This is a genomic window from Bacillus sp. XF8 (assembly GCF_017498755.1).
Taxonomy (GTDB): Bacteria; Bacillota; Bacilli; order Bacillales; family Bacillaceae_G; genus Bacillus_A; species Bacillus_A bingmayongensis.
This window is the reverse complement of record NZ_JAGDQK010000019.1, coordinates 46,732-61,134: the sequence shown is the minus strand read 5'-3', so window position 1 is coordinate 61,134 and position 14,403 is coordinate 46,732. Positions and strand designations below refer to the sequence as shown.

Sequence of the window (14,403 nt, the reverse complement as noted above, 5' to 3'; positions counted from 1 at the left end):
TAAAATGAAAAAGTGCAAGGAATTTCCTTGCACTTTTTCATTTTGAGCTTATTGCCCCCATATTTTTTTAAAAGACTTCGTATATATGATAGCAAGTACAGATTGCGTAATGATAAATAGTGATGCAGTTATTGTTTTTAAATCATGATCTAACGCACCTAATATTCCCATCGTTAAGCCAATTAAGATAAAAAACACACTTAGGGGAGGCGTAATTTTCATTAATGTTCTAAACCTTTTATTCATACTATTCCCTCCTATTTATCTAGGGAGTTTCTGGAGAACCCTATGTATATAATAATCATACACCATATACAAATGAATGGTAATTCCCACTTTTAAATATGATATTTTAATTTGAATTTTTTAGGATTATCCATTTTATATAAAATGGATACCCACTTTCCTCTTTCAAACATCCATCTATTTTTTACAAATGTCCCTACTTTCCTTGTAGCAATCACTTTTTCTCCGTTTTTTAAGGTAAATTGAATTGTTAATTTTACTCTTCTCCTATAATTTCCTTGTGTGAATTCATTGCCGAAAACATACCTTGAAAATATAACTTCAAGAATTTCTGCATTTGTTTCTTCCCACAAAGAAACTCACCTCTCTTGTAAATTATTCATTATCTTAGTAGCGCTTTTCACACTATCCTAAATACATCAGTCTATTTTTTTAATCCACGATACTTAGCTGTAGTCAGCTCTTGGATATAAGCATCAAGCTCTGGCATTTCTGCTTCTTTCGCTAACTTTATCGCCAGTTCAATGTCATACGGAACCCGAACAAGTTGAATCGAGAAACTAGCTGTTTCTTTTTGATTATATAGCCCTTCAAAAATTAAATAAGAAGCTTGTGTAATCTCGAGCGGATTTCCTACGCTCCCTGCGTTACATAATGTTTTTCCTCTAAAATTTTGGACATAAGCTTGATGAACATCTCCATAACAGACAACATCCGGTGTTCTTTCACCTTCCATATTTTCTGTCAGATTACTATTTTCAAACATGCTTATGCGCTCTTCTCTTGAAGCATACGGTTGAACTCTTTCATATAGACTTCTAGGCGAAGCATGAAACATTCTAATGAATTTCCCGCTCATGATAAAATCAATTGAAAACGGTAACCCTCTTAAATAGTCCGCATGTTCTTCTGAGAGCTGTCTTTGATGCCACTGTAATGTCTCGAATTCAGTAGGTTTTGTTATAAAATCATCCCAATTCCCCATGACAACCTGCTCACATTCTTCCCGCACTCTCTCAATTACGTCACTAGACTGTGGTCCTTTTCCTACTAAATCACCTAAGCAAAAAATCCGTTCTATTCCTCTTAATTTAATATCTTCAAGAACTGCCTCTAGCGCAGGAATATTACCATGAATATCTGAAATAACTGCTATTTTATCCATATGAGCACCTCCAATTATTCTATATTTATTATATCTTCATTAAAAGATTTATACCAACTTGGGATATAGGATGTAAAACTATTATGTTCTTCTAAAATCCTTCTTAACCTCATTTTCATTCCATCTAGCAAATTAGGTGTGACTCGATTTGCCCACACAATATCCGCTGGAAAAATCATCGCTGCATACAATGCATATAATTTCCAAAAATGAAGTGATGGCTTCCCTTCACAATACCCATGAACTTGTCCAACTGCAAACGGTATACTTATATCAGTTGTAAATAAAGCCATTTTATAAAAATCATGAATAGGATCCCCAAAATCAAATCTCGCAAAATCGATTACTGAACAAAACTTATTTTGATGAATCATAATATTTGCTGGGTGAAAATCATCATGCAAAAAGACAGTCGGACGATTATGTAGTAAACTCTTATGATTTTCCACAAAAGCTAAAACAGCGTTCAAATCAATAAAATCCACTTTATATTCTGCTAGTGCTTGCAAGTATCTCTCGTATTTATTCCATCTATACACTTCCCAAGGTTCTTCTACATCATCTTTTTTCATTGTATGAATGGTCTTTAATACTTCTCCTGCCCTTTTTCCAGCCGTATATTGCTCTTTCTCAGTCAACTTGCCAAGTATGTCTTCACCGTTTTCTCCGCTAATCCATTCAAACACTTGTACACATTGATTCAATTTACCAAGATTTACGAAATCAAGTAGTTTTGGCATTGGTATACTTAATGATTCGAAATGACACATATATTCATATTCTTCATGTTTACGTTCACGAGTTGCAATATCACACACTTTAATAAAATAACGTTCATCATTTTCTAATTCAATTTTATACTTTTGATCAAACGAAAAACCTTTTGGAATAAGAGTACATTTTACTATAGGAGGCCAATCCAATTGTTGTTCTAACTCCCTTAACAGCTCTTTCATCTAGATCACCCCAATTAATATATGTACAGGCTTCCTAAAATTTCTTGTCTATTCTTCTGTTTATTCCCTCCTTGAAATTCAACCGCAAAAGGAAGTTCTCCATAGTTTATTAAATGATTTTGTACCAGCCCTTCACCAATAGGTTCACAAAACTGCACATTAATATTTTCAAGCAATACACTTTGACAAAGCGCATTCCATTCTTTATGATTTTCAGGTAAAGTCACTTGTACTTCGAGTATCTCTTTCCATCTTTCTACTGTTTCACGTACATTTTTCACAGCATAGTATATGGTCTGAATTTCTTTTACCTCGTTGCTATGCGGGGCAATAACGCCTACCTCTTGTAAATCTAACCTTCTACTCTCATCAGATTCTTCCCACTGTATAAAAAAAGGGAGTTTCGGACTACTCTCTTCCTGTTCCACAAATAACATTTTCCATTTTATAAGATGGCCGTCATTTCTCATTCGTTTTCCTTCAAATGGGCCTTTGACTTGTAATCCTTTTTCTACGAGTTTTACAGCTAGTTCTTCAATATAATCTGTACGAAGAGCAATTTGAAGCATGCCTTCTCCATCTTGTAATTTCTCTACCGTTTCCCGGACTAGTGGATTATCCGCTTGTTTTGCTTTATCCTCATGTTGCACTGCTAAAAATTCAATATACGATAAGTCAAAATAACATAAACTATTCCATGTTCCCCAGTTCGTATGTTCCCCGCCCTGTACAGTATGAAACCCAAGTTCCCTCATTTGTTTTTCAACTTCTTGTGGTGTACATCTAACAGCATGAACGAGATGATCAAATGCTAACATGGTTTTCCCCCTCCTCTTCATTACATCTTATTATTATATAATTGTTCTGTTATTTCATTCAATTAAAAAACTTTTAAAACCTAGTTGCTTTATAAGATTAATATGCATTATAATAATAAAAAATTAACATTAAAGCTGATTGGAAAAACCAAAGGCTCTTTTCTCATTAGGGAAAAGAGCCTTTTTTATTTATTATTACAGGGGGATTATACATGCAGAAATTAATTGTCTTTGCTATTATTGGTTTTTTTGCTCAACTCATTGACGGGGCACTTGGGATGGCGTACGGAGTAACGTCTTCCTCATTATTATTAATGTTTGGAATTGCACCTGCTGTCGCTTCCGCATCCGTTCATTTAGCTGAAGTTGTTACAACCGCAGCTTCTGGCGTGTCACATATTCGATTTGGAAACGTTGATAAGTATACCGTATCAAGACTGACATTACCTGGTGCAATCGGTGCCTTTGTCGGTGCATGCTTTTTAAGTAACTTGCCTGGCGATTTAATTAAACCATACATTTCACTCTTTTTATTTACATTAGGTGTCTATATTTTATTACGATTTATTATTCAAAAACAAATTGCCAAATCAAATAAACGTATGTCTGGAAAGCAGCTTATCCCATTAGGGTTGTTCGCTGGATTTGTTGATTCAACTGGCGGAGGTGGCTGGGGACCTATCACTACACCGGTACTTCTCGCGCGTGGAAATGAAGCACGAAAAGTCATTGGTTCCGTTGATACGAGTGAATTCCCAGTATCTTTAGCAGCAACTATCGGATTTTTCATTTCATTAGGATGGGAACAAGTTAGCTGGGTTTGGGTATTTGCCCTTATGCTCGGTGGCATTCTAGCAGCTCCAATTGCTGCATGGTTAGTACGAATTGTACCTTCACACTTACTGGGTGTACTTGTTGGTGGACTGATAATTTTTACAAATATTCGGACGCTACTTACATCATTTAAAGTGGATCCAACCATTATTACCCTTTCCTATATTGTTGTAGGTCTTATCGTTATCATTGCACTTTTCATCTCAGTTCGAAATCATTCCCAACTTACAAAGCAAAACGTTGGATATACGACTGGACAAAAGCGAGTTTTGCCTTAAATAAGGTGATGTAAAATACTAAGGTAAGCAAACGATAAGTTTGCTTACCTTTTTTACACTCTTAGGCACTCTTTATTTTGTTTATAGTCAATGTCGAATTTTATTTTTCTGAATTTTCTTTTAACTTTAAAGGATTTTCCATATCTTTTTGCGAAACATTTGTATAACAATTTTTTCTTCATTTTTTACATATCAAGTAGGTTCGGGTGGAATTTTGAAAACGTTTCCTATACAATAACCGATTTTTTTTGATATTTTCCTACAAAAATTCCTTGCAATATTTTCAGAAACTAATTACAATTGCCATATATTAAAAATCACAGCAATGAATAAATCCTCATCAATCCGATGAGGTAGAGGTTGCGGCTTTTATTAGTAGAACGGCTTAGACACAGAGGATGTCAATGACTCCGTTCGAAAGGAAATGCTGCCGAAGTTCGTATTTCTTCTCTGGAAGTACGAGCTGGGTCTGTCTCCGAATAGGAACAGAACTGTCACGTTTACAAAATACCGTGTAAACGTGGGGTGCTATCTTAACGGAAGGGTATGATGGGGTGGTTATTTGTGAAACGTTCCGCCAAATTCCTTTGGCGGTTTTTTGTATTTTTCTCCCCCGTTCCTTCCTATCTTACAAGAAAAGGAGTGTTGAACATGAATAGCGCAACGAATCAAGCTACCTCTAAAACTCAATCTACACAAGGACAAGGTGAACTAAGACGCGGATTAAAATCTCGCCACCTTACAATGATTTCTCTCGGCGGTACAATTGGTACCGGGCTCTTTCTTGCCAGTGGTGGTGTCATTCACACAGCAGGGCCCGGTGGAGCTCTCTTAGCTTATGCGGCAATCGGAATTATGGTTTACTTTTTAATGACAAGCTTAGCTGAATTAGCCGCATATATGCCTGTTGCTGGCTCATTTAGCACATATGCAACAAAATTTGTTGATCCATCTCTTGGATTTGCACTCGGCTGGAATTATTGGTATAACTGGGCAATTACAATCGCAGCTGAACTTGCTGCAGTTACATTAATTATGAAGTTTTGGTTCCCAAATACGCCTTCCCTTATTTGGAGTGGCCTTTGTTTAGTCATTATGTTTCTTTTAAATTACTTATCTGTTAAAGGATTTGGTGAGGCAGAATATTGGTTTGCCCTTATTAAAGTAGCAACTGTTATTATCTTTTTAATTGTTGGATTTATGATGATTTTCGGCATCATGGGTGGTGAACCAGTAGGTTTTAAAAACTTCACAGTTGCAGATGCACCATTTAACGGTGGCATCATGGCAATCATCGGCGTATTTATGGCGGCTGGTTTCTCATTCCAAGGAACTGAATTATTAGGTGTAGCTGCTGGTGAAACTGCCGATCCAGAGCGCAGCATTCCAAAAGCAATTCGTTCAATCTTTTGGCGCATCCTATTATTTTATATCTTTGCAATTCTTGTTATCGGTCTATTAATTCCGTATACAACTGAAAGTCTTGCAGCTAGTGATGTAACAGTAAGTCCATTTACACTTGTATTTGAGAAAGCTGGAGTTGCATTTGCTGCTTCTGTTATGAATGCTGTTATTTTAACTGCAGTTTTATCTGCTGGTAACTCAGGCATGTACGCATCAACTCGTATGCTTTGGGATTTAGCACGACAAGGAAAAGCACCGAAATTTCTAGGTAAATTAAATAGCCGCGGCGTACCTGTTAACGCGTTAATCGCAACTTCAGTAGTTGGCTGCGTCGCTTTCCTAGCTTCCTTATTTGGAGACGGTGTTGTATATGTTTGGCTATTAAATGCATCTGGAATGTCCGGTTTTATCGCATGGGTAGGTATCGCAATCAGCCATTACCGATTCCGTAAAGCATATATCGCACAAGGAAAAGACTTAAATGATTTACCGTATAAAGCAAAATGGTTCCCATTTGGTCCAATCTTCGCATTTGCACTTTGTGTCATTGTCATTTTAGGACAAAATTACGGAGCATTTATGGGCGAGTCTATCGATTGGAATGGTGTACTTGTTTCTTATATCGGCTTACCTCTCTTCCTTGCGATGTGGTTAGGATATAAATTTACAAAGAAAACAAAAGTAATTCCTCTTGATAAATGTGAACTATAATTGATAAATAACAGCAAACATTATAATGTTTGCTGTTATTTTTTTATCTTAATCCCCCCTTACTCAAAGATTCACTTCATCTAAATGAATGTCTCTATTGAAAGGATATATTTACTTTTTGTCGAACAGTGTATTATGTGTGAATTTTTTATATAAAGAAGGTGCCGCATGTTTATAAATGCAAAACTTGAAACAGAAAGATTACATATACGCCCTTATCAAATTACTGATGCACCAGCCTTATATGAATTGCAAAAACAACCTGAAGTACACCTCTATATCCCAGAACCTATTTATTCGTACAAGGAAATTGAAGATATCATCAGCTGGAGCATAGACATGAATAAAAAGAATTCTATAAACCATATCGCTAAATTCAATCTTTCTATTATAGAAAACATTTCTCAAAAATTCATAGGTTACTGCGGATTAGGTCCCTCTGATTTCGAACCAGCTTCAACTGAACTATATTACGCACTTTCTCATGATACATGGGGAAAAGGGTATGCAACCGAAGCAACATCAGCTCTTTTACAATATGCTTTTTCAATCATTGGAATCGAAACGATTATGGCCTCCGTCTTTCCAGAAAACAAAAAATCTATTCATGTATTAGAAAAACTTGGATTTCAATTCAAAGAAACTGTACAAAACTTAGAGAAATCTCTCCACGAGTATGAAGGTATGCTGTACTTTCAGATTTCAAAGGAGTTATTTTTACAAAAGGCGGGATTAAAATGAATATTACCCTTGAAGCTGTTTCTACAGAGCAAAGAGAGATATTAAGAAATTTTTATTCGTTATACTTACATGATTTATCCGAATTCTCCTCTACCCTTCATCCGAATGAGAATGGATTTTTTGAATTTGATGCTTTTGAACTTATTTTTAACCGTGATGAGCTTTCTCCTTACTTCATTACATTTGAAGAAAAATATGTCGGATTTCTTCTATTCGCGAAACCACCATTCACCGTATCAGGAACAGACTGCTGCATTAACGATCTTTTCATATTAAAAGCGTACCGTGGAAAAAAGATAGCAGAGCTAGCAATTCTAGAACTGTTAAAGCAGCACGAAGGAACCTATTATGTAATGCAATTAAAAAGCAATAAAGCAGCGGTGAATTTCTGGAAAAAATTCTACCAAAAGAATGAAATTCAGTATGAAGAAGTTGAGAAAGTGAGTAATGACGAGTTATGCTTAACACAAACATTTACAGTACCATCCTTACTTTTCAAACCGTGATTCCTATACACTTATCATTCATTGAATCCCTTTCCTTCCCTATTTCTCATGTTTTTGCAATAATAGAATAAGAACTATAAACAAAGGTTGGGATTCCATGAACATTCGCGTAACTGATAAGGCAAAAGCAGTACTACATAAATTCAACGCAAATAACAAAAACATCATACGTATTAGAGGAACAATGACAAACTCTTGTAGTATATTTGTTGATATTGATTTAATTTTCGATGAGTATAATTCGAACGAAGTTGTTTATGAAGATGAGCAGCTTATCATTCAAATGGATGATTTTACAAAAGACTATACAGGAGATACGTTAAAACTCGATTATAAAACAACCGGTTTTAGTATTACGATCCCTAGTGAGACACTTGTATATGGCTTATCGATAAAAAATGAATAGTCCCCCCTATTTCTTAACCGAAGCGTGGGGGATTCTTCATTATTCCCTTGTAGAATTTTTCTGAAATGACTTATCTCTCGGTGCAAACCAACCAATTAGGGCAATACCGACTAATACTCCATAGAAGATCAAAGTCCAAGATGTACTGTGTGGAAAATGATGATCTAAGACACCAATATCCTCATGGGCAAGTGTAATTACAGCAAGTTTGACACCGACCCATGCAACAATTGCATATGCTGTTGTTTCCAATGCTGGACGTTTTTCAAGAAGTTGCACAAACCAGATTGCTGCAAATTTAATTAAGACAAGTCCGGCAATACCTCCAAGAAGAACAACAATGAACTGACCTCCATCCATACCACCGAAATCGTCTAGCGGTGAATCTGGAAGACCCAGAGCAAGAGCAACTGCAGCTAGTATCGAATCAATTGCAAAAGCAAGGTCAGCTACTGCAATCTTTCCTACTGTGGACCAGTAGCCTTTGCCCGCCGATTCCTTTTCATCGTCCTTATGAATATTCTTATTGTCTTTTCCGAATCGTGCCTGAATGACATGCTTTAATCCTAGGTAAAGAAGATAAGCTGCTCCTATTGCCTGTATCTGCCAGACATTTGCAATAAATGAAATGGCAAAAAGGGCAGCAAATCGGAAAGCGAAGGCCATAATGATTCCGTAATTTATAGCTCTTTTTTTCTGCTCTTCGGGTAAATGCTTGGCTATAACTGCTAGTACAAGGGCGTTGTCAGCCGATAACAATCCTTCTAATCCGATTAGAATTAATAATGTCCAAGCATACTCTAGCCATAATGACTCCATCTACTTCTCTCCTTTCTAAAACTAAAAATCCAGGTAAAAGCTTTGCTAACAATAGAATTTCCCATTAAGCCAAATGAAATCCTAAAACATATGGCTAAAATTTTTTGACAGTTACTTCTCTGTCCTCTATTTGTTATAATTTCAATCAAAAACAAAAACCCAAGTTTAGATTGTGCTTCTCATAGTATATATTGAAACAACACACAGTTGGACAACTTGAAATTAAGTTGTGACTTTAATGGCAAAAAATCATAAAAATATACTTTTATAAAGCTCTTCACCAAAAGTGCGTAAGAACCAATTCAACTTGGCGGTTACAAAAAGTACTGCTAATTAGCATGACTGGCATTTTTTTAAACAACTTTATTATCATAAAACATTATTTATGATAAAAACCGTGAATTCTTTGCGCTAAAGATTATTTTGTCTAAAAACGTTGTTGCAGTTTTAGTAATTTGTTTTTGGTGTAGCTTGAAGTGTCCCCAAAACAAAAATTTTGTACATTTTCATCTGGAGATGTCAATTTTCTCGTTTTGGGGTATTTGCTTTTGTATGCTTGATGGGTATGGGGTAGTTCAATACCATAGCTACATCGATTTTATTTTTACTTTTAGAAGGTATTATACTCACAAACCTAGAAGGTAAAACAACATACTTTTTTGCCAGGAGTGATTCCATATGAAAATCCTAGAACACGAAACGTAACAACCGTATATTGTAATTAGAGGGCCTCCTCCACTGTTTATTCACTATTCATATAATAAACAGGAGGATCTAACATGAAAAATGACAAATTATTTTTAGCACTTTTAGAAAATGCAAACAAGAGCTTTAGCGGATGGGATTTTTCCTTTATTACAGAAACTGATCGTATGAAAAGTCAGTTGCTTTCTTGGTCTTACGGTAGCATGGCTTTTTCCCTTATTCAAAATACTACTTCCGTACTTGATATGGGAACAGGCGGCGGTGAATTTTTGTCCCTGTTAAGACCTTTCCCTTCCACTATTTATGCGACTGAAGGTTATACACCCAATATCCCAATAGCAAAAAAGAAGTTAGAACCTTTAGGTGTAACAGTTGTAGAAGTAACGGATGACAACGCCTTACCGTTTGATAACAGACAATTCGATTTGATTTTAAATCAACATGAATCCTACTCTGCTTCCGAAGTAAAAAGGATCCTTTCTCCAAATGGCATCTTTCTTACGCAACAAGTAGGTGGCTTAGATTGTGCGGAAATCAATGAGACACTCGGAGTACCACTCAATCCTGAATTTACAAATTGGAAGTTAGAGGCGGCTCTAAACGAACTTGAGCAACATGGTTTTAAAGTTTTAAAATATAAAGAAGAGTTTCCCGTTCAAAGATTTTATGATATCGGTGCTTTCGTCTATTATTTAAAAGCCATTCCTTGGCAAGTACCTAATTTTCAAACTGAAACATATGTAAATGAACTATACAAGATACATCAACTTATCCTACAAAAAGGGTATTTCGATGTGAAACAACATCGTTTTATAATGAAAGCTCAGAATATATAAACTGAAAAGAGCCCTAAAAGGTGTGCTTCATTACCTTTTAGGACTCTTTTTTGAATGCATTATTTATTCTATCCTTAAAATTGATCTACAAACTGTCCAATCTTCTGCTGGAAGACATAATCAAAATTATACTCTTGACCTGTTAACTCTTCATTCACTAAAATAGTCGTTGCCCCTACTTCTTTTTTTGCAATTTGCGGGAACGATGCAACCGGCTGCACTTTTAGCGAAGTTCCCATTACAAGTAATACGTCTGTTTCATATAAACGCTCAATCGCATTTTGATACTGTGGTAATGTATCACCATATAAAACAACATCTGGATTTAAAATAAAATTACACTTTTCACATCGTGGTACTTCATGATCAATCATATACTTTAAATCATATTTTGCTCGGCATTTTGGACAATGAGCCGTTTGCAACGTACCGTGTAAATCAATAACATGTTTGCTACCACCTAATTGATGTAAACCATCGATATTTTGTGTTAATACAGCGATGTCTTTTCCTTCTTCTAAGCCTGCTAAAAACTTATGCCCACGGTTCGGTTTATATTGATGAAACGTATTAATTTGAAATATTTCTTTATAATGTTTCCAAAATTCTTTTGGACTACGGTTATAATAACCTCTTGATAAGTACATTTCTACTTTCGCATCTGCGTATAAACCATTTGCTGAACGAAAATCCGGAATCCCGCTTTCAGTACTGGCCCCAGCACCCGTTAACACCGTAATTTTATTTGCTTTTTCTATAATAGAACGAACTTCCTCGTATTGCTGCAAAGCACTCACCTCTATGTATATTTCTTCCTTTATTATAGCAGGTGTAGTAAAAGATGTCGTATATTTACTTAATGTGTTGCCCCGCCGCATTCTATAATATCCGTTTCTACCTCTAATACGACCCGTATCAATAATTCAATTCCCTTTGTAATCGTTGAAAGCGACATACTCGGTTGTCCTGGATGACTACTTGCTTGCTCTGGTAAAAAAGGAATATGTATAAATCCTCCACGAGCTTCATTTTCCTCTTTTGCCAACATGTGCATCAGTCCATAAAAAAGATGATTACAAACAAATGTACCTGCAGTTTGAGAAACAGAAGCTGGTATCCCTTCTTCCCGAAGTTTTTTCACAGTAGCCTTCATTGGAAGTGTAGACCAATACGCAACTGGCCCTCCTTCTACAATAGGTACATCAACTGGCTGATTTCCTTCATTATCAGCAATTCTTGCATCATCTACATTTATTGCAACTCGTTCCACTGTAATGTCTGGGCGTCCTCCTGCCTGCCCGATACATACGACAAGCTCTGGTTCTATTTCCTTCATATAAGACTGCAGCACTTGTAATGATTTATGAAATACAGTCGGAACTTGTTTACTAATAATCTTGTAATCTCCAATCACTTGTCCATCAAGCTGCTTTGCAACTTCCCAGGCAGGATTAATCTCCTCTCCACCAAAAGGTTCAAACCCTGTTAACAATACTGTCTTCACCATTCCCACTCCTTACTAAAATCGATATACGAGCCCATACATAATAAACATGTTAATAACAAAAATCGTAATAGCGATTGGTGCTTGCGCTTTAATTACCGCATTTTTATCTTTTAATTCTAATAGCATAGCTGGTACAACATTAAAGTTTGCTGCCATTGGCGTTAACAACGTACCACAATACCCTGCAAACATTCCAAGCGCTGCCATAATCGCCGGATTACCACCATGCATTTGAACGATAAGAGGTAAACCAATCCCTCCCGTAATAACAGCAAAGGCAGCGAAGGCATTCCCCATTACAACCGTAAATAGCATCATACCTAAACAATATGCCATAACAGCGACAAATGGATATTCTGTCGGCAATACTTGTCCAACTAAATCGGAGACAACTTGGCCAACACCAGACTTTGCAAAAATCCCTCCAAGCGCGGCTAGCATTTGTGGTAAAATAACTGCCCAGCCGACAGCTTGTAATAATCTGCTTCCCTCTTGTACAGGGGCTGTTATTTTTGCTTTTGTGATTCCCATTGCTGCTACAAAAGCAAGCAATGCCCCAAGAGCTAATGCAATTAATGTGACTTTATCCGGATCAACGAGAAATACATCTCCGAACTTTAACTTTCCTAATGTTAATGTACCAATAATCGTAAAAATAGGGATTAAAATAGCAGGCATAAAAATTTTATTTCTCAGCTTTTCCGCATGTTTCACTCGTTCTTCTGTAGGTGCTTCTTTTTCATTAGACTTCGTTACCTTATTCAACGATGCTAAAACGACCATCGCTAATACAATACAACCAATATAAAATGACGGAATCATATTTCCAAATAAAAATGTAATAGAAAATAATGCCCAAAACAAACTCGAACCAAGGCGATTTGGATGCTGGCGATCAAAAGCAACACGAATCGCAACAAAGGCAACAATTATGCCTAGTAGATAATAAATTGTATCAAGAGTTATGAGATTCACCTTACATCGCCTCTCTTTCTTGCTTTTCTTCTTTTTTCATTGTGTTTTCAATATACTTATCAAATCGTCTAAACCGAATCCAACTGACAATAAAAGCCGAAATTGCAGTAGGAATTCCCCAAAGCGCCATATCCCACACCCCAACATGCATTCCTACAGAATCAAAAAATCCTTTCATTAATAGAATTGCTCCTGTTGCTATAAAAATATCTTCACCAAAAAACCATGCTGTATTTTCAGCTGCCGCTGCATTTGCTTTAATTTTTTCTTTCAATTTTTCTGGTAGCTTTCCATAGCGTCCATGTGCTGCTCCTTCTGCCATTGGTGCAACTAGCGGTCTTACTGTTTGTGCATGCCCACCAATATTAAGCCCGACCGCCGCTGATCCTTCGCGAATCGCAAAATATGACATTAGTACTCTCCCTGTTGTAGCTCCTTTAGATTTCGTTATTAATGCTTCCGCTCTTTCCTTCAGTCCATACCTCTCTAATATTCCAATGACAGGAAGTGTTAATAAAATTGGCATCGACATATATCTGTTTTCGATGAAAAACTTTCCAAACATACTAATCACATCATGAAAACTCATCCCTGAAATCATACCCGTTGCAATTCCTGCAACCATAACAACTAATAACGTATTAAGACGAAATAAAAAGCCAATCGCTACAAGCAATATTCCAATTAATTTCAACATCTATGTATCTCTCCCTTATTCTATTTTGGTGCACAAACAGAAATGTTGTTAAATCGCAATATTCTGTATATTCTCTCTGCAAATTGTACAGCTCTCTCTCCATCACCATGTATACAAATTGTTTGTGCATTTATGGATACATGATTTCCATCAACATCTTGTACATTCCCCTCTTGGACCATTTGCAACACTTGCTTAATTGCTTCCTCTTCGCCTTTAATGAGTGCATTTTCTTCTGTTCGGCTTGTTAACGTTCCATCTGGTTGGTACGTACGATCTACAAATGCTTCCTGCACGAGCTTCACCTCGTATTTTTTAGCAGCTTGCACAAATCTACTATTCGCTAATCCATAAAGAAATAGATTCGGATTGATATTGTGTATCGCTTTTGCAATTGCATCTGCAATTTCTTGATCTACAGCGGCCATATTGTATAATGCGCCATGTGGTTTGACATGATGCATGCTACCTCCTGCCGCCCTTATAAACCCATCTAATGCCCCTATTTGATATAAAACATAATCATATACTTCCTCTGGTGAAACACGCATCATTCTTCTCCCAAACCCAATTAAATCTGGAAACCCAGGATGCGCACCTATTTCCACATCATTTCTCAGCGCCTTTTCAACTGTTTGGCGCATGACAGTTGGGTCACCAGCGTGAAAACCACATGCAATATTTACAGATGAAACAAAAGGAAGAATTTTATCATCGTTTCCTATTTGATATGCGCCAAATCCTTCTCCTAAATCACAATTTAAATCAATAGTAGCCATGTCCTATTTCTCCTCCTACT

At 36.4% G+C, this 14,403-nt stretch carries 17 protein-coding genes and 1 riboswitch; of the genes, 6 read left to right on the top strand and 11 right to left on the bottom strand.

The genetic code is table 11. The features are described 5' to 3' along the window. Window positions 1-48: 48 nt before the first annotated feature. The 5 genes from J4P91_RS12515 to J4P91_RS12495 all read right to left on the bottom strand — a co-directional run bounded on the left by J4P91_RS12515 (window position 49) and on the right by J4P91_RS12495 (window position 3,185). Complete coding sequence (locus J4P91_RS12515; RefSeq protein ID WP_207994383.1) at window positions 49-246, bottom strand: hypothetical protein; 198 nt, start codon at window positions 244-246, stop codon at window positions 49-51. A gap of 92 nt (window positions 247-338) precedes the next feature. Beyond that, window positions 339-599: a hypothetical protein gene (locus tag J4P91_RS12510; RefSeq protein WP_207994382.1), complete on the bottom strand. Its 261-nt coding sequence runs from the start codon at window positions 597-599 to the stop codon at window positions 339-341. A gap of 71 nt (window positions 600-670) precedes the next feature. After that, entirely contained in the window at window positions 671-1,411 is a 741-nt protein-coding gene (locus tag J4P91_RS12505) for a metallophosphoesterase family protein (protein ID WP_207994381.1), read from the bottom strand. Between the two features lie 14 nt (window positions 1,412-1,425). Then, on the bottom strand, window positions 1,426-2,367 hold the full coding sequence (locus tag J4P91_RS12500) for an aminoglycoside phosphotransferase family protein (protein WP_207994380.1): 942 nt from the start codon (window positions 2,365-2,367) through the stop codon (window positions 1,426-1,428). A gap of 14 nt (window positions 2,368-2,381) precedes the next feature. Continuing rightward, the gene (locus J4P91_RS12495; RefSeq protein WP_207994379.1) at window positions 2,382-3,185 is read right to left on the bottom strand and encodes a VOC family protein; all 804 of its coding nucleotides are present in this window, start codon (window positions 3,183-3,185) and stop codon (window positions 2,382-2,384) included. A 212-nt stretch (window positions 3,186-3,397) separates the two neighbouring features. Here J4P91_RS12495 and J4P91_RS12490 point away from each other — a divergent pair, with 212 nt between their 5' ends. From J4P91_RS12490 to J4P91_RS12470, 5 genes are all read left to right on the top strand, one after another. Next, window positions 3,398-4,297, top strand: coding sequence for a sulfite exporter TauE/SafE family protein (locus tag J4P91_RS12490; protein ID WP_207994378.1), 900 nt, complete (start codon window positions 3,398-3,400; stop codon window positions 4,295-4,297). 346 nt (window positions 4,298-4,643) lie between these two features. Beyond that, window positions 4,644-4,836, top strand: a riboswitch (Lysine riboswitch). A gap of 112 nt (window positions 4,837-4,948) precedes the next feature. Continuing rightward, window positions 4,949-6,412 (top strand): amino acid permease, encoded by a 1,464-nt coding sequence (locus J4P91_RS12485; protein ID WP_207994377.1) that lies wholly within the window; start codon window positions 4,949-4,951, stop codon window positions 6,410-6,412. Between the two features lie 168 nt (window positions 6,413-6,580). After that, window positions 6,581-7,153, top strand: coding sequence for a GNAT family N-acetyltransferase (locus J4P91_RS12480; protein ID WP_207994376.1), 573 nt, complete (start codon window positions 6,581-6,583; stop codon window positions 7,151-7,153). Continuing rightward, complete coding sequence (locus tag J4P91_RS12475) at window positions 7,150-7,659, top strand: GNAT family N-acetyltransferase (protein WP_207994375.1); 510 nt, start codon at window positions 7,150-7,152, stop codon at window positions 7,657-7,659. The genes J4P91_RS12480 and J4P91_RS12475 overlap by 4 nt, the downstream gene beginning before the upstream one ends. A 97-nt stretch (window positions 7,660-7,756) precedes the next feature. Then, complete coding sequence (locus tag J4P91_RS12470; RefSeq protein WP_207994374.1) at window positions 7,757-8,065, top strand: iron-sulfur cluster biosynthesis family protein; 309 nt, start codon at window positions 7,757-7,759, stop codon at window positions 8,063-8,065. Window positions 8,066-8,104: 39 nt separating this feature from the next. On the opposite strand, the gene J4P91_RS12465 is transcribed toward J4P91_RS12470, so the two are convergent. Next, a complete protein-coding gene (locus J4P91_RS12465) occupies window positions 8,105-8,884 on the bottom strand; it encodes a TerC family protein (RefSeq protein WP_207994373.1) in 780 nt (259 codons plus the stop codon). Window positions 8,885-9,663: 779 nt separating this feature from the next. Between J4P91_RS12465 and J4P91_RS12460 the strand changes: the two genes are divergently transcribed. Beyond that, on the top strand, window positions 9,664-10,425 hold the full coding sequence (locus J4P91_RS12460; protein WP_207994372.1) for a class I SAM-dependent methyltransferase: 762 nt from the start codon (window positions 9,664-9,666) through the stop codon (window positions 10,423-10,425). A gap of 74 nt (window positions 10,426-10,499) precedes the next feature. Here J4P91_RS12460 and J4P91_RS12455 read toward each other — a convergent pair whose 3' ends face one another. The 5 genes from J4P91_RS12455 to pxpA form a co-directional block, all read right to left on the bottom strand. Then, the gene (locus J4P91_RS12455; protein ID WP_207994371.1) at window positions 10,500-11,213 is read right to left on the bottom strand and encodes an NAD-dependent protein deacylase; all 714 of its coding nucleotides are present in this window, start codon (window positions 11,211-11,213) and stop codon (window positions 10,500-10,502) included. 68 nt (window positions 11,214-11,281) lie between these two features. After that, window positions 11,282-11,929 (bottom strand): pyroglutamyl-peptidase I, encoded by a 648-nt coding sequence (gene pcp, locus J4P91_RS12450; RefSeq protein ID WP_207994370.1) that lies wholly within the window; start codon window positions 11,927-11,929, stop codon window positions 11,282-11,284. Between the two features lie 15 nt (window positions 11,930-11,944). After that, window positions 11,945-12,907 carry a DUF979 domain-containing protein gene (locus J4P91_RS12445; RefSeq protein ID WP_207994369.1) on the bottom strand — a complete coding sequence of 321 codons (963 nt, stop codon included), beginning with the start codon at window positions 12,905-12,907 and terminating at the stop codon, window positions 11,945-11,947. A 1-nt stretch (window position 12,908) separates the two neighbouring features. Continuing rightward, a complete protein-coding gene (locus J4P91_RS12440) occupies window positions 12,909-13,604 on the bottom strand; it encodes a DUF969 domain-containing protein (protein ID WP_207994368.1) in 696 nt (231 codons plus the stop codon). A 20-nt stretch (window positions 13,605-13,624) separates the two neighbouring features. Next, window positions 13,625-14,383 carry a 5-oxoprolinase subunit PxpA gene (pxpA, locus tag J4P91_RS12435; protein ID WP_207994367.1) on the bottom strand — a complete coding sequence of 253 codons (759 nt, stop codon included), beginning with the start codon at window positions 14,381-14,383 and terminating at the stop codon, window positions 13,625-13,627. Between the last annotated feature and the right edge of the window lie 20 nt (window positions 14,384-14,403).